The following is an 18,066-nucleotide window of genomic DNA, read 5'->3' on the forward strand; positions in this document are numbered from 1 at the left end:
TCATCTTTCAGGTTCGAGTGGTTATGCGGTTATCGGGTTTTATCCTAGAAAACATCGAACCTATCGTGCAGGAGTGGGAAGATTTTGCGCGTACGTTGGCGACCCCAGGTGAGCCGCTTGATTCTGTCGCACTGCGCGATCATGCCGAGCAGATGCTGCGGGCCATTGCCGATGATCTGAGTACCGAGCAGTCCGCCGAGGAGCAGCTTGAAAAAGCCCACGGCGAAGCTCCATCGGATATCCATACCCCCGCTAAAACCCATGCCATTACCCGGCTGATGTCGGGGTTTACCATCGACCAACTGGTCGCAGAATTTCGTGCATTACGCTCAAGCGTGATCAAGCAGTGGATGCGTCAGGAAAAGGCCGGTAAGCCCTCGCAAGTGGAGGACATGATCCGTTTCAACGAGGCCATTGACCAGGCCCTTGCCGAATCCATTTCCAGTTACACCCAGGCTGTACAGGTCTCGCGCAATATCTTCCTGGGTATTCTCGGGCACGATTTGCGCACCCCATTGGGCGCTATCCTGCTCGGTGCCGATGTTTTGCTGCGCACTAATGATCTTGGCGCGCGGCCGACCAAAATTGCTTCTCGTATCTATTCCAGCGTCAAGCGTGCCAGCCAGATCGTCGGCGACCTGCTGGACTTCACCCGCTCGCAGATCGGCCACGGCCTCCCGCTGAAAAAAGAGCAGATGGACATCCAGCCGGTGTGTGAGCGCATCGTCGAGGAGTCACGCACGGTAAACCCCGAGGCCGATATTCGTCTGACCTGTAGCGGAAGCGCCATAGGCGACTTTGACGGTGCCCGCCTGGAGCAGGTGTTCTCCAATCTGATTGGCAACGCCATCCAACACGGCAATGGCAGCGCTCCGGTGACCGTCACCCTGGACAGCCAGGATGGCATCCTGCGATTTAGCGTTCACAACGCCGGTAACCCCATTCCCGAAGACGTATTGCCCTTTATCTTCAACCCGATGGGGCGTTACTCGCCGGAGATGGTCACGGACAACGGCCCTTATTCCAGCTTGGGTTTAGGGCTGTTTATCGTCTCGCAAATTGTCGAGTCCCACGGTGGCCGGGTTGAGGTGTCATCCCAGGCCGAGATCGGCACCACCTTTGGGGTGGTTATCCCGTTGCAGGCGCCTTGACCCTGCGCGCATCGCCGCTTAGCGACGTGCGCGCAGGTTCGTTTCAGTCTCCAGCAGCGCGGGTTTTAGGCGCGGCTATCGGCGACTGCAGTGTTGCGGCTCTGACGGGTGCGCCAGGCTCTCCAGATAGGCAGGGCGATCATCACGGCCACCAGACCCCATACGGCCAGCGCGATCGGGCTTCCCCACAGGATGCCCAGCTCACCGTTAGACAGCGACAGGGCGCGGCGCAGGTTCTCTTCCATCATGCCGCCGAGGATAAAGCCCAGCAGCACGGCCGACAGCGAGTAATCGAGCTTGCGCAGGATGTAGCCGCAAATGCCGATACCGATCATCAGGAACAGGTCGAACGTGGTGGAGTGCACCGCATAGACGCCAATCGAGGTGATGATCGCAATGGCCGGCACCAGCGCCCAGGTCGGCACCGAGAGGATGCGAGTAAACACCCGTACCATCGGTACGTTCATGATGATCAGCATGATGTTGGCAATGAACAGCGAGGCGATCAGCCCCCAGACGATGTCGGGCTGGTTCTGGAACAGCATCGGCCCCGGCGTGATGTTGTAGAGCGTGAGTGCGCCGAGCATCACGGCGGTGGTGCCTGAACCGGGTACGCCGAGGGTCAGCATCGGTACCATCGAGCCGCAGGCTGCCGCGCTGTTGGCCGTTTCCGGTGCCGCCAGGCCACGCAGGTCGCCATCACCGAAGCGGTTGTCATGACGCGCCATGCGCTTTTCCGACATATAGGCCACCGCACTGGCCAGGGTTGCCCCGGCGCCGGGCAGCACACCGAGCACGAAACCAACCACGCCGCTGCGCAGGTTGGTCGCCAGGACAAAAGCGCCTTCCTTCACGTTGAACAGCATGCGCCCGGAGGCTTTCACGGCTTTCTGGCCATGGTGGGTGCGCTCGAGCAATACCAGAATTTCACTGACGCTGAACAAGCCCAGCACCAGCACCACGAACTGGATGCCATCGGCCAGGCCCAGGCTGCCGAACGTGAACCGGTACACGCCACTGTTGGCATCAATGCCGACGCAGGAGAGAAACAGGCCGATCATGGCCGCGATGGCGGTCTTCATCGGTTTGTTGTCAGCCATCCCCGCCAGGCAGGTAATGGCGAACACCATCAGCACAAAATACTCGGCCGGGCCAAAGGCAACCGCCCATTGTGCGAGCAGCGGGGCAAATAGCACGACGCCAACAGTGGCGATGGTGCCGCCGATGAACGAGCTCCAGGCGGACAGCGACAGGGCGACGCCAGCCTTGCCCTGGCGGGCCAACGGATAGCCGTCCAGGGTGGTCATGACCGCCGAGGCTTCGCCAGGAATGTTCAGCAGGATGGAGGAGATACGGCCGCCGTATTCACATCCCAGGTACACCGCTGCCAGCAGGATCAGGGCCGTTTCCGGTGGCAGGCCAAGGGCAAAGGCGATGGGGATCAGCAGGGCCACACCGTTGACCGGCCCCAGGCCCGGTAACAGGCCGACCACCGTGCCGATCAATGTGCCGCAGAAAGCGGTCAGCAAATTGTAGGGGGTCAGGGCGACGCCAAAGCCGATGCCCAGGTAGTGAAGGGTATCCATGTCAATTCTCCAGCGCGGCAATGGGGCCGAGGGGCAAGGGGACGTCCAGGCCGAAATCGAACAGCAGGTACAAGCCCACGGCGATGACGACACCACCGATCAGGCTTTGCCAGGTGCTGGCGCCGTACAGGCGTGCCATGGCAACGGCGAACAGCACGCTGCTGGGGATGAAGCCGAGCCATTCAAAGGCCGTGGCGTACAGCAGCAGAGCCGCTACGCACAGTGCAATCTTGCGCCCGACATGGCGGTCAAGGGCTGGTTCTGCCTGAGCGTGCTGCCCAGTCGAGGGACGAATGAGCTGGTACAACACGGCGCAGCCGATCAGCGCCAGCAGCAACAGCGGAAAGGCACGTGGCCCTACAGGTTCGTAAGCGAAAGGGGCCTGATAGGCCCAACCAACGACTACCAACGCGAGACAAAGCAGCAGGGTGCACCCTGCAAACAGACGGTCATGCATGAGAGGCTCCAGCGGCGAAGCCCGGACAGGCTTCGCCCAGCAAAGGCGGGTTACTCGACCAGGCCGAACTCGCGGCCCAGTTCGCGGTACTGCGCGACTTGCTGCTTGACCAGCGCGTCGAGGTCTTCACCGGTCACAGTCAGCGGCAGCACGTCACGATCAGCAAGGTATTGCTGGAATTCCGGCGAGGCTTGCAGGGTGGCGAAGCGGTCGCGCCACCAGGCGACGGCTTCAGGCGTGACGTCCGGGCCGACGAAGTAACCACGGATCAACGGCCACTGGATCTCGTAACCCTGCTCGCGCGCGGTGGGGATGTCGGCCAGTTCACCTGGCAGGCGCTCTTCACTGAAAATCGCCAGGGTGCGGATCTTGTTGGCCTTCTGTGCGCGGATCTCGCTGGCGCTGCCGGTGACCAGGTCCACGTGTTTGCCCATCAGGGCCATATAGTGCTCGGCACCGCCTTCGAATGCGGCGTAGCGCAGGTCCCGCGGGTTGACCCCGGCGGCTTTGGCTAGCAGGGCGATCTTCACCCAGCCTTGGCCACCGATGCTGCCACCACCGCCAACTGACACACTTTTGGGGTCTTTTTTCAGCGCTTGAACGACATCGTCCAGGCTCTTGAACGGCGAGTCTTCGCGTACGGCCAGGGTGCCGTAGTCGGTGCCGATGGTGGTCAGCCACTGCACGGCGTTCTCGTCATAGCGGCCGTATTTACCCAGGGCGAGGTTGAGCAGCGAGGCGCCGGAGAAGGCCACGATGGTGCCGGCTTCGCCGCGACGATTGGCGGCAATGGCGTTATAGGCCACCGCGCCGATGCCGCCGGGCATGTAGGTAACGCGCATGGGGGCATCAAGCAGTTTGTGGTCCTTGAGACCGGCTTGAGCCAGTTTGCAGGTGAGGTCGAAGCCGCCGCCGGGTTTGGTCGGGGCGATGCATTCCGGGCGCGAGGGTTCTTTGCCGAGCGCGCTGGCGCTGGCCAGTAGCATGGCGCAGGCGATGGACAGGCAGGTGCTGAGTCGAGTCGAGTTCATGGTGCGTTCCTTTCTTAGAGTTGTAGAGGTGCGGTAGCGCGGCGACTCACCAGAGTGCCTTGGTGTAGCTGAGAATCAGGCGGTTCTCATCGAGGTCACGGCTGAAGCTCGAGCGGTAGCTGGCGTTACGCCAGGTCAGCTTGAGGTTCTTCAGGGTGCCTTCGCTGAAGGCGTAGGCCAGGTCGGTGTTGCGTTCCCACTCATTGCCCGATTGGCCGTTATTCAGGCGCACCTGATCACCGGTGACATAGCGGGTCATAAACGTCAGGCCCTTGAGCCCGATGGCGGCGAAGTCGTAGTCATAGCGCAGCTGCCAGGAGCGTTCCTCGGGGCCGGCAAAATCGTTGATCTGCAGGAAGTTGGTCAAGTAGGGCGTGGCCCCATCGACGTAGGTGAAGGCCTCATCACCTTTCATCTGCTGATAGGCCAGGCCCAGGGCGTGGCCAGCCTGGCTGTAGGTGAACATGGCGTTGATCGCCTGGTTATCGATGTTGCCGACGCGTGCCTGACCCGCTTCGCGGTTATCGAAGTAGCGCAGATCGCTTTTCAGCGTCCCGCTGCCCAGCGCCAGGCTGTGTTGCAGGCCGAGGAAGTGCTGGCGATAGATATCCTGCAATTCGGCGTAGTGATAGCTGGCCACCAGGCCGGGCGCGAGCCCGTAGTCACCGCCGAAGAAGCGCAGCCCGTCACTCTCCGGGCTGGCGCCGAAGCGGCCGTTCTTGTTGTTCAACGCCAGTTTTTCCGAACCGGAAACGCTGCGCTGGACCACCCGGGAGATTTCCCCGCCGGTCAGTGTCAGGGACTCGATGTCGCGGCTTTGCACCTGCCAGCCTTCGAATGTCTGAGGCAGCAGGCGGCTGTTGCTGTACTGCAAATACGGCATTTTCGGCAGCAGGGTCCCGACCTTGGCCACACTCTTGCCCAGGCGCGCCTTGCCGGTTACGCCGAGCTTGCTGTAGTCGTCTTCGGCGCGGTTGCGGCTGTCGCGTGGCAGCAGGTCAGTACCGCTGCGGTCGCTCGACGAGTCAAGCTTCAAGCCGAGCATGCCGAGGGCGTCGACACCCAAGCCGAGCGTGCCCTGAGTAAATCCCGACTCCAGATTGAGGATAAAGCCCTGAGCCCATTCCTCGCGTTTGTTCTGAGCGGGATCGGGAAATTGGCGAAAATCGCGGTTCAGATAAAAGTTGCGCAGCTCCAGGCTGGCTTTGCTGTCTTCAATAAAACCTTGGGCCTGGGCAACGTTTATCGACAAGGGCAGTAGGCAGAGGGCGCCAAGGGGCAAGGTGTAATGCAGAGGGTATGTTGTTGTCATTGTGGTCAGCTCTGGCGGTGGATGAAAATGGTGCGGTTATCTCCCGGTGCGCTTGCCCGGGATATACACATCCCCGGCGAACAGGCGCCGGGCTGTACGCACCAGGGAGGCGCGCAGTTTTTCGGGACGGTTCTGCGAGTCAGGTTCCAGCGACACTTCGATCTGGCCGCCCGGGTGCTCCAGGCGTACCAGCGCGGCCCCGCTGATCGGGGTGATCTGGTGGGCCACGCTGCCCGGCAAGGCGCAGGCACTGGCCAGGCCGATGGCGCCTGTTGCGGCCAGCGAACGGTGGCAGTTATGCGGCATGAAGTAGCGGGTACTCAGGCTGCCGCCCTGGCGTGGCGGGGCCAGTAGTACCGGCTTGGGAATGACCATCTGGGAGACATCGCCCAGCCCCATCAGGCGGCCGGCCTGCAGGCGAATGCTTTCCAGCCGCGCGAGCAACTGCAGGTCGGCGTCCAGCTCGGCGGCTGTCTCGTAACCGGTTTTGCCAAGCGCCTCTGCATGCATCAGCACCATGGGCATGGCCATGTCGATGCAGGTCACTTCCACGCCATCGATCAGGTCACGCACCTGGCCGCTGGGCAGCAGGCTGCCGGTTTTGGCGCCGGCGGCATCAAGAAAGGTCAGACGGATCGGGGCAGCCGTACCGGGTACGCCGTCGATTTGCGTGTCACCCTCATAGCGCACCCGGCCGTTGGGGGTCAGCACGTCGGAATCGATCAGGGTATTGGTGTTGAGGTTGCGGATACGCACCCGCGTGGCCGGCGCGGTGGCGTTAACCAGGCCATGCTCAATGGCGAAAGGACCGATTGCGCAGAGCATGTTGCCGCAGTTCGGCGCAGTATCGACTCGGCGCTGGGCGACCATCACCTGGACGAACAGGTAGTCGACATCGGCATCCGGGTGCGGTGAGCGGCTGACGATGGCAACCTTGCTTGTCTGGGGGCTGCCGCCGCCAATGCCATCGATCTCCAGCTCATGGCCTGACCCCATGACCTTGAGCAGAACCTCGTCGCGTTGCGCCGGGTCGCTGGGCAGGTGGTTGGCCAGGAACACCGGCCCTCGGGACGTGCCGCCGCGCATGAGGACACAGGGAATGGCTTGCATGATGTCTCCGGTGCAATAAATATAGTTATTGTTGCGTTGGGAGATTATCGGGGCAGTTTTTTTAATCTGTAAATTGCATATATTTTAGCTATTAATGTGCCTTGAGCATTAATGCGGCGCCAGCAAGCACGACGACAGCCGGACCCCGCGCAAACCCGCTTATGCTGATACGCTAAGTATAAAAATCAGATCGATTAATAGGTTTCGTGCATGAATTACGAGCTGCAAGACCTTAGGGCCTTTGTGAAAATCGCCGAATTCGGCAACTTCCATGAGGCCGCCAACGCCATCCACCTGTCCCAACCGGCGCTGACCCGGCGCATGCAAAAGCTCGAAGAGGGGCTGGGCACGCAGTTGCTCGACCGCACCACTCGGCGCGTTAGCCTGACGGCTGTGGGGCGGGACTTTCTGCCCAAGGCGCGCCGCCTGCTGGACGACTTCGATCGCTCTATTCTGGGTATTCGCGAACTCGCCGAGCGACAGTCCGGGCAGGTGACGCTGGCCTGTATCCCGACCGCAGCGTTCTACTTTCTGCCAACGGTGATCCGCGAGTTCAACCTGCAGTACCCGAAGATTCGCATCCGTATTCTCGACCTCAGTGCCCATGAAGGGCTGGAGGCGGTGATCCGCGGGGAGGCCGATTTCGGTATCAATATGCTCAGTGGGCAAAGCGCTGAAATCGACTTCACGCCGTTGGTTAATGAGCCCTTCGTCCTCGCCTGTCGGCGTGATCACCCCTTGGCCAAGCAGGATCAGGTGGCCTGGCGCGAGCTAAGTGATTATCGCCTGATTGGGGTGGGGAGGCTCAGTGGTAACCGCGTACTGCTCGATCACGGCCTGGCCCACCTGGACTGGCGGCCGAGCTGGTTCTACGAGGTGCAGCACCTGTCCACGTCGCTGGGCATGGTTGAGGCCGGTCTTGGCGTGGCAGCACTGCCCAGCCTGGCAATGCCCGCCGAAGATCACCCTATCCTGGTTCAGCGGCCTCTGGTTGAGCCCGTTATCAGCCGCACCCTGGGCTTGGTCAGGCGCCACGGCTCATCGCTATCACCGGCTGCCGAGCAGTTTGTCGACACCCTGTTGCGCCAATGGCCGGGCTACACCTCGTTAGGGTTACCGGCTAAAGACTGAGTGCTCAATGGCGACGGTAATTTCAGGGCGATTGGCTCAAGAGCCTGTTGATGTCCCTTGCGTGGAGCGTTCCCACGGGAACTAATTAATAGGTGGCGCTGCACTTTCCGTCATGCCCAGATTTCAGTCAGCCTGCTGAGCATCACCGTCCCAAGACGGCAGTCAACAGTGCACTGACTACCTCTGTTTGGCTTTATGGCGCAGCCACTTCAGTGCCGCATCGCCCTGCGTCTTGGCCTTCCCGTGTGCTTGTGGACTATTCATACGCGCTGTTTTTAGCGCTGAGGGCTGTTGTTGGCTTCTGCGAGTGCCTGTGTATCTTTATCAATCAAGGCTCTTAGTTTCGATGTGAACTCATCGTAATCGGTATACTTTTTCCCGTACGAAAGGTTGAATTTGTAGTTGAAGTCTGGCGGGTTTATACCTTGGGTGTGCTGTAGAATTGTTTCAATCTTGTCAAAAGCTTTGGCCAGCAAAGCTTCTTTTGAAGAAGCGTTTTCATACTCATCCCAAAGGGTAATAATTTCCTCCTTAAGGTCGTTTTGTAGTGGCCGAAGTAGCAGCTCTAAATCTTTTCTTTCCTCGACACCTTTATTTACGCCTTCGATTTGATCTACTGCAGCTATATCACCGCTGATTGCTTCACCCAGGTCGTGGATGATGCATATTTTCATGAGTTTAAGAATATCTATTTCTGGATATTGATTTGAAAACAGCATAACCATCAGGCAAAGACGCCAGGTGTGCTCCGCCGTGCTTTCGTGCCGGCCGTTAGAGGTGTTAGATGAGCGGAGCGTGTTTTTTAATTGCTCTGCCCCTCTCAGGAAATCGAGAATGCCTTCTAATTCTAGTTCTCTCATTTGAGTTACCCCCTTTGAGGCTGTTACGTTAAAGGCTCAGACCAAACAGCATATTCGTTACCGGTGGGGTCCGTGAAGTGGAACCGCCGACCGCCGGGGAAGGAAAAAATAGTTTGAGTGATCGTCCCTCCCGCTGACGTGACCCTGGCTGCAGTCGCTTCCAGTTCTGAGCTGTAAAGCACAACCAACACACTACCGTTGTCGGGCGATACGACGTTGTCTGATTTGAAAAAGCCGCCATCCAGCCCCGCGTTTGCTATCGCCATATACGCCGGGCCATAGTCAATAAACGACCAGCCAAACGCCGCTATAAAAAAGCGCTTGGTCGCTTCAAGGTCGCGCGAGGGGATTTCCAGATAGTTGATTTTTCCGGTTTCTTTCATGGCGTCCTCACATGTATTGGCAAAACCCTATGCTAGGGTAGGTTTATAAGTGTCAGCCTATTGGCTTTTGTATCGCCGCTGCCACTCAAGCGCGACCTCGCCCATTGTTTTGGCCTTGCCGTCTTTTATCCATGCCATAAAGCCCCGGTCAAACTTGAAGTCCGGCCCGCACGCGTCAACCAAAAAACGCCTTACGTTTTGAGTGTTTCGGTAGGTGCTTGTGACCGCTGTTTCCTTCGTTATTTGCCCGCTGTGCCAGTCGAAGTCTGTCATCTGTTTTCCTTGTTTGATTGCTCCCACCTCAAGTTGGATAGACCAAGGCAGCCGCGCTGACGACAGATGCAGAAGAGAAACCGTGCTCACTGCTTGTGGGCGAGTCCCTATGCAGAGCCTTATTGGGTTTAGGCACAACGCCAACGCGCACCGACGGCAATGGGATGTAGCGGAATTGCCGTCCGGTGCAGCGCCTTGTTCGGCAGTCTCTCGCTATCGCTTCTCCAATAGAAACCACGTCGAGTCATCCTGAGGAAAGTGTGGGTCTCGGTGATAGACAAAGCCATAGTCGACCAGGTGCAGATCGGGGAATTTATCAAGCATTTCGCCAGCGAAGTCCCGCTTGAAAAGCTTTCCTGTGTGACCTCGGTAGGTGATCTCCGTCGGTTTCGGGTTGTAGTATTCGGACACAAGCACATAACGAGAAGACGCTCTGTGTATCAGTTCGTAGACAGTCTGCAACTTGTCAGGGTTGATGTGGATCAACACGCCCTTGGTGAACACAAGGTCCCATGTCGCCTCCGGCTGGAATTCGAGAATTGATTTCACATGGAGATTAACGTCGGGGAGCTTGGATTTAAGCTCTGACGCTGCTTTCTGATTGATCTCTACGGCAGATAGTTGAGCTGCGGGCAGCAAATGGCGCAGCGCCACCAAGTTCAGGCCGATATTGGAGCCGAGTTCCAAAACGCTGTTGACTGAGTGAGCCCGGGCGAGGACCTTGCTGAAAAACGCTGTCTTGGAAGCAACCAACTGGGAACCCTGGTTACGGTCGACATAGTCGTTTCCAAAGTCACCCTCCCAGAAAGTCTCTTGTTCTGTCGTGCGTGTCATATTGTCTTCCTTTTTTGATGCCGAGTGTTTGGTTAAGGGGCGGGATTTAGCCCGTCTTAGTGAGCGCAGCAAACGATTTGATTGTTAGCGGAAATCGCCGCCAGGCTTTTAATTTTTTGATAATTTCACTCTTGAGCTTTGTGGGGGTGGGTCAAGTTTTTCCAGCCAACTCTATATTTTATTATTTATCCATTATGTTATTCATGACTTATTCTAATATCTACTTTTGGATTTTTTACTGACAGTGATTAAACCTAATTCAACATTAATCCAATAGCATGGAGTTCTCTAAAACACCCCAACTTCCTTGTAGCTGAAAAATAAAATTACACCTAAATCAATGTCTTGTGCCAGTCAGCACGCCACACAAATGTATTCGACCGCCTTCCGCCCAGCTTCACCCCTCCCGCCGCGCCCGCAAATCCCGTGCGACATGTTCGGCGAGGCCGGCGCCGGCTTCGCTCATGGTCAGGTAGGTGCGGTTGGCGCCGGCGTCCTGGATGCGTTGGGCGATATCGTCGTACATGGCGTGGGAGACGATCAGGCCGTCGAAGCCGCTGTCGCGCAGTTTGCGGGTGGAGATAACCTTAGCTTCGGGGTCGTTCATGGCCAGGATCACGGCTTCTACGGCGGGCATTTCGATGCGTTGCCAGAACACCGGGTCTTCGGCATCGGCAAACAGGATATGCCGGCCGGCTTCGCCGTTGAGCTGGATGACCTGGGGGTCGGAGTCGAGGCTGACCATATTCCAGCCCTGGTGGGCGAGGTGGTCATAGGCGGCGCGGCCGGTACGGCCCATGCCCATCACGAGAATTTGCGCATCGCCCAGGGACACGGGTTGTTCGTCGGGGTGGCGGATATTGCGTTCCAGGGGGATCAGGCGGTGCGCCAGGCGCTCGTAGAGCGGGTTGGCGAAGCGGTTGAGCTGGGCCGAGATAACAAATGACAGCGCTACCGTGATGGCCAGCGGCACCAGGTAGGCGGGCAGTAGCACACTGGCGACGATCAGGCCGAACTCGCTGTAGTTGGTCAGGCTGACGCTGCTGAGGAAGGCGCTGCGCGCGCGCAGGCGAAAGATCAGGAACAGGCCGAAGAACAGCGCGCCCTTGAGCGGTAGCAGCAGGGCCATCAGCGCAGCGAAAATCAGGGTGTCGACATCTGGCAGGCCGCCAATGCCGATCTGCAGGAAGAAACCCACCAGAAAGACTTCCTTGATGCTCCACAGCGAGTTGGCCAGCTCGCCGGCGCGCGGGTGTTTGGCGAGCATGGCGCCGAAGGCCAGGGCACCCAGTTCGGCGCTCAGGCCGACGCTCTCGAAGCCGTAGCCGCCGATGACCAGGGCCAGCAGCAGGCCGAGCAGGACCATCAGTTCTTCGTGGCCGCTGGCATCGAGCAGGCGGAACAGCAGTGGCCGCAGCAGGGGCAGGGCGAATACCAGCAAGGCCCAGGCCGAGGGCACTTTGCCGCTGGCCAGGCTCATGACCAGCAGGGCGATCAGGTCCTGGATGATCAGCACGCCGATGGCTACCCGGCCGTGGAAGGCGCGCAGTTCGCGCTTGCCTTCGAGCACCTTGGCCGCCAGCACGGTGCTGGAGAAGGACAGGGCGATGGCCAGCAACAGCGCCTGCTGCCAGGGCGGGTCGAGCACTAGCAGAATGACCGGCAGGAACAGCAGGCTGGAGAGCACGAAGTGCAACAGGCCGCCGCCGATCACTTCGGGGCGCAGCAGGGCGCTGGGTTTGAGCTTGAGGCCGACGGTAAACAGCAGCAGTAACACGCCGAGGTGGGCGAGGTGATCGAGAATAAGGCTGTCCAGCGGGCCGATGCCCAGGCGGCTACCGGCGGCAGCGAGGGCGAAGCCGGCGGCCAGGTAGCCGATCAGCGGCGGTAGGCCGATGCTGCGCACGGCCATGCCCATGACAAAGGCGAAGGCAATCCAGGTGGCTTCGATCATGGGCGCTCCTCGTGCGCAGGCAAGGCGCGCATTTAATCACGCCTCGTGGGTGCCGTGGAGTCTTAGTCGAGCTTGGCTCCCTGGTCGATCCAGGCGCCGATCAGGGTTCGCTCTTCTGGCGTCATCTGGGTCAGGTTGCCCAGGGGCATGATCTGCGAGTCGACCGATTGTGCCTTGATCTGCGCCGCATGTTGCTGGATTAGCTGCGGCGTATCGAGCATAAAACCGGCTGGCGCGGCGCTGAACATCGGGCTGCTGGGTTGGGCGGCGTGGCAGACGATGCAGCGCTCGGCGATTACGGGCTGTACCTGAGCAAAGCTGATGCGCGTAGGGTCGCTGTTTGCCGGCGCTGTCGGCGCGCTACTGGCAGTGGTTTGGGGCGCTACCGGGCGTTCGGCGGTGTTGCGGCTGGGGTCGGTGACGAACGCCAGGCAAAGCATGCCCAGTGCGGCGGCGGGGAGGGTCCAGGCATATTTCTGGGTGGCGTGTCGGGTGTTGAAGTAGTGCCGCACGAGCACCGCGAGCACGGCGATGCCGGCCAGGATCAGCCAGTTGTAGTCGCTGCCGTAGGTGCTGGGGAAGTGGTTGCTGATCATGATGAACAGCACCGGCAGGGTGAAATAGTTGTTGTGCCGCGAGCGCAGCAGGCCCTTGGCCGGCAACGATGGGTCGGGCGTGGTGCCCTCGTTGATGGCTTTTACCAGGGCGCGCTGGGCCGGCATGATGATGCGGAACACGTTGCCGACCATCAGGGTGCCGATGATTGCGCCCACATGGATATAGGCCGCGCGCCCGCTGAAAATCTGCGAGAAGCCCCAGGCGGCGGCGATGATCAGCACGAACAGCACAGCGCCGAGCAGGGCGGGGCGCTGGCCCAGGGGCGAGTCGCAGAGCAGGTCGTAGATCAACCAGCCGAGCAGCAAGGAGCCCAGGCCGATACACACGGCCAGGGCCGGTGCCAGCTCACTGCCGGGTTTGACCAGGTACAGGCTGGGGTTGAGGTAGTAGACGACCATCAGCAGGGCGACGCCCGACAGCCAGGTGAAGTACGCCTCCCATTTGAACCAGTGCAGGTTCTCCGGCATCGCCGGCGGCGCCAGTTTGTACTTCTCCAGGTGGTAGATGCCGCCACCATGGATCGCCCAGAGGTCGCCAGAGAGTCCATCGCGCGGGTTGGCGCGGTTGAGGTTGTTCTCCAGCCAGACGAAGTAGAAAGAGGCACCGATCCAGGCGATGCCGGTAATCATGTGGATCCAGCGAACGCTCAGGTTCAGCCATTCGAGGTAGTGTGCATGCACGGTCGGGTCCTCCTCCCGCTGCGCAGGTCGCGCGGCGGGCCTTTCTTATGGGTGGGGCGCGAGTAGCAGGTACTCGTGCGCTTCAAAGAAATGCTCATCGCAGTTGGGGCCTGGGCCACTGCGATCAACCACCAGGAAGTCATCCCGCTTTTCGATCGTCAGCACCGGGTGGTGCCAGACGCCGCGATGGTAATTGATGCCCTGCCTGCCGTTACTGCGGAAGGCGCGGACGGAGCCTGATACAGGTACATCGCCAGGGGGCGCGACCACGATCAGAAAGGGGTTGCCGAGCAGCGGCACAAACGCCTGGCTGCCCTGCGGGTGGCGCTCCAGCATGCGAATGGTCAGCGGCATCGGCAGCGCTTCGGCGCGGAAGATGCTGATGATCGCCTGGTCGTCGGGTGTGTTGGTCTGCACCGTCGCCAGTTGGTGATAGCGCTGGGTCGAGCCGTTGTTGATCATGAAGAACGCGCTGTCATCGGTCTCGATCACCTCACCGAAGGGGGCGAAAGCGGCTTTGCTCAGCGGTTCGATGATCAGGGTGCGCATGTTGATCTTCTGTGGTTGTAAGGGGGGCAAAAACTAGGGCTTTAGTTACGAAGCGATAACCGCTCGCGGCTAAAGCCCCTCCTCCAGAGCGGTTGTGATTACCGGGCGACTTTGCCGAACAGGCGCAGGCGGCTGACGCCACCGTCGGGGAATACGTTGAGGCGCACGTGGGTGATCGGGCCGAGGGCGCGGATTTCTTCTCTGTATTCGTGTTCGGCGTGCATGCTCAGTTTCTGGCTGGGCAGCAGCTCGCGCCAGAACAGACTCTGGGTTTCGATCTGGCTGTCGGTGCCACCTTTGACGAAGGCCGCCTGGATAGAGCAGCTGTCCGGGTAGTTGCCTTTGAAATGCAGGGTGTCGACGATGATGCGTTCGATCTCGCCAGGGTGGCCGAGGGCGATGATCACCCAGTCGTTACCCGGCGTGCGGCGGCGCGCGGTTTCCCAGCCGTCGCCCATGTTCACGCCGCGGCCGGGGTTGAGCAGGTTTCCCATACGGCCGAAGTGCTCGTCCGAGCAAGCCAGGGCACGGCCGCCATTGAGGGCGGCAGCGAGGTCGAGCTGCTCGTCGGCGGCTACGCTCGACCAGTCGCGGTACGGCACACCGTAGACGCGCAGGCGGGCAACGCCGCCATCCGGGTAGATATTGAAGCGCAGGTGGGTGTAAGCCTGGCTGTCGCTGATCGCATGGTAGTGGTGGCTGTTGCCCTGCAGCTCGACGGCCGCCAGCACTTCGGTCCAGACAGTGGCCTCGGTTGGCTCGCCGTCAGCCACGAAGCAGGCTTCCAGGGACGCCGACGGCGGGTAGTTGCCGGTGAAGAAGCTGGTGTCGATGTCCACGCCCTTGATCGAGCCGGCAACGCCCAGGCGGATCACCGCACTGTCGTAGCCCTCGAAGCGTTTACGGCGCGATTCCCAGCCGTCCATCCACTTGCCGTTGTCGTCGAATACGCCTTCCTTCCACACCGCCGGGGTCGGCTGGAACAGGCGGTTGACGTCGGCGAACCAGTCATCGGTAACCGAAATGGCGCGGGTGCCGAGGCGGGCGTCGGCGAGGTTGACGTATTTCTCAAAGGGCGCGGCGTAAACGTGCATGGGTAGGTCTGCCTCTGGAGTGAAGGGTTGGGCGGGCGGCGCAGCTACAGCGCCTGCAGGCGAAACAGGGCGATCTGGTTGATTTCGGCCAGCGCGGTGTGGAACTCCTGCTCCGGCGTATTGTGCAGGCGCGCCTCGAAGGCGGCGAGAATCTGCTGACGATTGCTGCCTTTGACAGCCTTGATAAAGGGGAAGCCGAATTTGCTTTTGTAAGCGTGGTTGAGTGCGGTGAAGCGGGCGAACTCTTCAGCGGTGCAGTCCTGAATACCGGCGCCGGCTTGTTCGGCGCTGCTGGCAGCGGTCAGTTCGCCACGCACGGCGGCTTTGCCGGCGAGGTCCGGGTGGGCATTGATCAGCGCCAGTTGCGCATCATGCTCAGCCGCCAGAAGGATCGCCGCCATGCGCTGATGAAGAAACTCGACCTCGTCCAGGCGCGGGTCAGCGCCCTGGTCAAAGGCCTGCTCAGCGACCCAGGGCGAATGCTCGTAGATGTCGGCAAAGGCGCGAATAAAGGCGTCACGGCTCAGGGTGCTGGGCGTCAGGGTCTGAAAGTGGTTCATTACAGGCGCTCGCTGGAAGCGGGGGTAAACGGATGGGTGTTGTGCCAGTGGCGGGCGATATCGACGCGCCGGGCGCACCAGACCTGCTCATGGCTTTGCACATACTCGAGAAAACGCGCCAGTGAGGCGATACGTGCCGGGCGACCCAGCAGGCGGCAGTGCATGCCGATGGAGAGCATCTTCGGCGCGCCGGCCGCGCCCTCGGCGTAGAGCACGTCGAAGGCGTCCTTGAGGTAGCTGAAAAAGTCATCACCGGTGTTGAAACCCTGCACCTGGGTGAAGCGCATGTCGTTGGTGTCCAGGGTGTAGGGGATCACCAGGTGCGGGCGCTCGGCGGTGCTGGCCGGATCCCAGTAGGGCAGGTCGTCGTCGTAGGTGTCGCTGTCGTACAGAAAGCCGCCTTCCTCGCGGACCAGGCGCCGGGTGTTCGGTCCGGTACGGCCGGTGTACCAGCCCAGCGGCCGCTCACCGGTCAGCTCGGTGAGGATGCGAATGGCCGCCTGCATGTGCTCGCGCTCGGTGGCCTCGTCCATGTACTGATAGTCGATCCAGCGGTAGCCGTGGCTGCAGATCTCGTGACCGGCAGCCGCCATCTGGCGGATCAGCTCGGGGTGGCGCTGGGCAGCCATGGCCACGGCGAAGATAGTCAAGGGAATGTTGTGTTTCTGGAACAGCGCCAGCAGGCGCCAGACACCGGCGCGGCTGCCGTATTCATAGAGCGACTCCATGCTCATGTTGCGCTCACCCTTGAGCGGTTGCGCCGCGACCATTTCCGAGAGGAAGGCTTCGGATTCGGCGTCGCCATGCAGAATGTTGCGCTCGCCACCTTCTTCGTAGTTGAGGACGAAGGACAGGGCGATACGGGCATTGCCCGGCCACTGTGGGTGCGCGGGAGCGTTGGCATAACCGATCAGGTCGCGGGGGTAGTCTGCGGTCAAGGCGGGCCGTCCTGCATAGGGTCAGTTGATGATTGTGATTGTATACAAAATGATGTGTGAGCTGTAAATCACAATATCGCTAATAAGACGCTTACAACCCTAAGCAAGAAACCTGCCTGATTGGTCAGGTGTTGGCGTTGCTTAGCTTACCTGGCGTGTATTTTTGGGTAATTGCGATGCGCCAAAGTGAGGTGTTTATACGGGCTAAAACCGGGCGTTGCATTGTGTACAAAGCCTGTTATTCCGTCGCCGTAGCCCATGCTATGCTCCGGCGCCTGCACCCAATGAATCATCAACCGATAGGAGGCGGGCCGCCGCTGATCGCCGCGCCCGAATGCGATGGGACGATTGACCACACATGTGCTGGATGCCGCTCATGGTTGCCCTGGCAGTGCGCTGAAAGTGGACCTGTACCGCGTCGAAGGCACTGAACTGGTGCTGGTTGCCCAGCAACTGACCAATGCCGACGGCCGTTGCGACGCGCCGCTGCTCGAAGGTGATAGCTACGTCAGTGGTGTTTACCAGTTGCAGTTTCATGTGGGTGATTATTATCGCCGCCGTGGGGTGACGCTGCCGGAGCCGGCGTTTCTCGATGTAGTGGTGTTGCGCGTTGGTATTGACGCCGATCAGGCGCACTACCATGTGCCGCTGCTGGTCTCGCCGTATAGCTACTCCACCTATCGAGGCAGTTAGGGGCGGTAAGCCTTTGCCCGCGGCTGTGTCGCGGGCTTCGCGAATAAAGCGGAGCGCCGCCCGTTCGCTCCTACAGGATGGCGGCAACAGGTCCTGCCTGGCGATTCAGCGGCTTAGCAACGAAGCCGCCCCCGCGCCACCGAACAAGGCAGCGCTGATGCGGTTGAACCACACCTGCCCCTTGCCCGAGCGCAGGTAGCGCGCGGCGCCTTGGGCGCTAAGGCCATAGAACAGCTTGCAGCCCAGATCGAGCACGGCCCAGGTCAGGATCATCACCAGCAACTGGCTGAGCAGTGGGCGCTCGGCGCTGATGAATTGCGGCAAGAATGCGGCGAAAAACAGGATGTCCTTGGGGTTGCTCGCGCCCAGGCCGAAGGCTTTCCAGAACAGGCTGCGCCAGCCGGGGTTGGCAAGCGGCGCCTCGCCAGCAGTCGGTTTTGCCGCCTGGCGCGAGGCCTGCCAGCTTTGCCAGGCCAGGTAAAACAGGTAAAGCGCGCCGAGCAGCTTGAGCAGGCTGAAGATCTGCTCCGAGGCCAGCAGCAGAGCGCCCAGGCCCAGCGCCGAAGCACTGAGCAGGCACAGCGAGGCCGAGACCCCGCCAAGGAACGCCGGCGTGGAGCGGCGCAGGCCGTAGTTGAGGCTGTTGCTGACCATCAGCAGGGACAGCGGCCCGGGAATCAGGATCACCACGAGGGCGGCGCCGCTGAACAGCAGCCAGGTATCAAGGTTCATCAGGGGCGCTCTGTAGGTTGGGGGCGTGAGGGGCGGCCAAGAATGCGTGCAGCGCTGCGATTATGCAGTTGTATACATAAAATTCAATTTACCTGACCTGTAGGAGCGAATTTATTCGCG

19 protein-coding genes are annotated in these 18,066 nt (G+C 60.4%); 3 read left to right on the forward strand and 16 right to left on the reverse strand.

Annotation, left to right across the window (positions count from 1 at the left end):
• Positions 1-23: 23 nt before the first annotated feature.
• A complete protein-coding gene (locus BMW49_RS02055) occupies positions 24-1,151 on the forward strand; it encodes a sensor histidine kinase (protein WP_069516759.1) in 1,128 nt (375 codons plus the stop codon).
• A 65-nt stretch (positions 1,152-1,216) separates the two neighbouring features.
• Here the strand turns inward: BMW49_RS02055 and BMW49_RS02060 are convergent, their stop codons facing one another.
• Genes BMW49_RS02060 through BMW49_RS02080 form a run of 5 tightly spaced genes read right to left on the reverse strand, consistent with a single transcriptional unit; the run spans position 1,217 to position 6,647 of the window.
• Entirely contained in the window at positions 1,217-2,737 is a 1,521-nt protein-coding gene (locus tag BMW49_RS02060; RefSeq protein WP_069516758.1) for a tripartite tricarboxylate transporter permease, read from the reverse strand.
• A 1-nt stretch (position 2,738) separates the two neighbouring features.
• Complete coding sequence (locus tag BMW49_RS02065) at positions 2,739-3,194, reverse strand: tripartite tricarboxylate transporter TctB family protein (protein WP_069516757.1); 456 nt, start codon at positions 3,192-3,194, stop codon at positions 2,739-2,741.
• Between the two features lie 50 nt (positions 3,195-3,244).
• Positions 3,245-4,225 (reverse strand): Bug family tripartite tricarboxylate transporter substrate binding protein, encoded by a 981-nt coding sequence (locus BMW49_RS02070; protein WP_069516756.1) that lies wholly within the window; start codon positions 4,223-4,225, stop codon positions 3,245-3,247.
• Positions 4,226-4,271: 46 nt separating this feature from the next.
• Entirely contained in the window at positions 4,272-5,537 is a 1,266-nt protein-coding gene (locus tag BMW49_RS02075) for an OprD family porin (RefSeq protein ID WP_069516755.1), read from the reverse strand.
• Between the two features lie 36 nt (positions 5,538-5,573).
• Entirely contained in the window at positions 5,574-6,647 is a 1,074-nt protein-coding gene (locus tag BMW49_RS02080; RefSeq protein ID WP_069516754.1) for a 4-oxalomesaconate tautomerase, read from the reverse strand.
• 210 nt (positions 6,648-6,857) lie between these two features.
• On the opposite strand from BMW49_RS02080, the gene BMW49_RS02085 reads away from it, so the two are divergent.
• Positions 6,858-7,778 carry a LysR family transcriptional regulator gene (locus BMW49_RS02085; protein WP_069516753.1) on the forward strand — a complete coding sequence of 307 codons (921 nt, stop codon included), beginning with the start codon at positions 6,858-6,860 and terminating at the stop codon, positions 7,776-7,778.
• Positions 7,779-8,053: 275 nt separating this feature from the next.
• Here BMW49_RS02085 and BMW49_RS02090 read toward each other — a convergent pair whose 3' ends face one another.
• From BMW49_RS02090 to puuE, 10 genes are all read right to left on the reverse strand, one after another.
• Positions 8,054-8,638, reverse strand: a complete 585-nt coding sequence (locus BMW49_RS02090; RefSeq protein WP_069516752.1) for an HD domain-containing protein — start codon at positions 8,636-8,638, stop codon at positions 8,054-8,056.
• A gap of 23 nt (positions 8,639-8,661) precedes the next feature.
• A complete protein-coding gene (locus tag BMW49_RS02095) occupies positions 8,662-9,021 on the reverse strand; it encodes a VOC family protein (RefSeq protein WP_069516751.1) in 360 nt (119 codons plus the stop codon).
• 57 nt (positions 9,022-9,078) lie between these two features.
• Positions 9,079-9,294, reverse strand: a complete 216-nt coding sequence (locus tag BMW49_RS02100) for a DUF6434 domain-containing protein (RefSeq protein ID WP_069516750.1) — start codon at positions 9,292-9,294, stop codon at positions 9,079-9,081.
• 213 nt (positions 9,295-9,507) lie between these two features.
• Positions 9,508-10,128, reverse strand: coding sequence for a pseudaminic acid biosynthesis-associated methylase (locus BMW49_RS02105; protein ID WP_069516749.1), 621 nt, complete (start codon positions 10,126-10,128; stop codon positions 9,508-9,510).
• 397 nt (positions 10,129-10,525) lie between these two features.
• A complete protein-coding gene (locus BMW49_RS02110; protein WP_069516748.1) occupies positions 10,526-12,082 on the reverse strand; it encodes a cation:proton antiporter domain-containing protein in 1,557 nt (518 codons plus the stop codon).
• 62 nt (positions 12,083-12,144) lie between these two features.
• Entirely contained in the window at positions 12,145-13,380 is a 1,236-nt protein-coding gene (locus tag BMW49_RS02115; protein WP_069516747.1) for a urate hydroxylase PuuD, read from the reverse strand.
• A gap of 45 nt (positions 13,381-13,425) precedes the next feature.
• Positions 13,426-13,929, reverse strand: coding sequence for an ureidoglycolate lyase (locus BMW49_RS02120; RefSeq protein WP_069516746.1), 504 nt, complete (start codon positions 13,927-13,929; stop codon positions 13,426-13,428).
• A gap of 98 nt (positions 13,930-14,027) precedes the next feature.
• The gene (gene alc, locus BMW49_RS02125; RefSeq protein WP_069516745.1) at positions 14,028-15,023 is read right to left on the reverse strand and encodes an allantoicase; all 996 of its coding nucleotides are present in this window, start codon (positions 15,021-15,023) and stop codon (positions 14,028-14,030) included.
• Positions 15,024-15,067: 44 nt separating this feature from the next.
• Complete coding sequence (gene uraD, locus BMW49_RS02130) at positions 15,068-15,583, reverse strand: 2-oxo-4-hydroxy-4-carboxy-5-ureidoimidazoline decarboxylase (protein ID WP_069516744.1); 516 nt, start codon at positions 15,581-15,583, stop codon at positions 15,068-15,070.
• Entirely contained in the window at positions 15,583-16,521 is a 939-nt protein-coding gene (puuE, locus tag BMW49_RS02135) for an allantoinase PuuE (protein ID WP_069516743.1), read from the reverse strand. The genes uraD and puuE overlap by 1 nt, the downstream gene beginning before the upstream one ends.
• A gap of 339 nt (positions 16,522-16,860) precedes the next feature.
• On the opposite strand from puuE, the gene uraH reads away from it, so the two are divergent.
• Positions 16,861-17,214 (forward strand): hydroxyisourate hydrolase, encoded by a 354-nt coding sequence (uraH, locus tag BMW49_RS02140; protein WP_069516742.1) that lies wholly within the window; start codon positions 16,861-16,863, stop codon positions 17,212-17,214.
• A gap of 105 nt (positions 17,215-17,319) precedes the next feature.
• Here the strand turns inward: uraH and BMW49_RS02145 are convergent, their stop codons facing one another.
• Positions 17,320-17,946 carry a LysE family translocator gene (locus BMW49_RS02145; RefSeq protein WP_069516741.1) on the reverse strand — a complete coding sequence of 209 codons (627 nt, stop codon included), beginning with the start codon at positions 17,944-17,946 and terminating at the stop codon, positions 17,320-17,322.
• Between the last annotated feature and the right edge of the window lie 120 nt (positions 17,947-18,066).

The organism is Pseudomonas cuatrocienegasensis (genome assembly GCF_900110925.1).
In the GTDB taxonomy this organism is placed as follows: Bacteria; Pseudomonadota; Gammaproteobacteria; order Pseudomonadales; family Pseudomonadaceae; genus Aquipseudomonas; species Aquipseudomonas cuatrocienegasensis.